General features: G+C 57.4%; 1 pseudogene. It reads right to left on the bottom strand.

The window, feature by feature from the left end:
- Positions 1 to 80: 80 nt before the first annotated feature.
- Positions 81 to 249: pseudogene (locus EOD29_RS33775) on the bottom strand (ABC transporter substrate-binding protein); the annotation flags it as partial.

Below are 249 nucleotides of genomic sequence, written 5' to 3'. Positions count from 1 at the left end.
GGCTGCGTGCCATATCGGCCAAATGTATGTCGGATCTCTCCAAGGCCATCACCTCATCGCACCCCTACCGAGCCTACCGCTCACTCGTCCCAGGAAACACCGGAAAGCACATTGGAGGGAATCGGCTCGTTCTCCCATAGTCCCTTCAACTTCCTGTCCCAGACACCGAGTTTCGGCATGACGAAAAGGTAGAGCGCCGGCACGTCTTCGGCGAGAATCTTCTGCGCCTCCCCATAGATCGCATTCTGC

The organism is Mesorhizobium sp. M1A.T.Ca.IN.004.03.1.1, assembly GCF_003997555.1.
Classification (GTDB): domain Bacteria; phylum Pseudomonadota; class Alphaproteobacteria; order Rhizobiales; family Rhizobiaceae; genus Mesorhizobium.
Note: the sequence above shows the minus strand (reverse complement) of the source record. Positions and strands in the feature narration are given on the sequence as shown.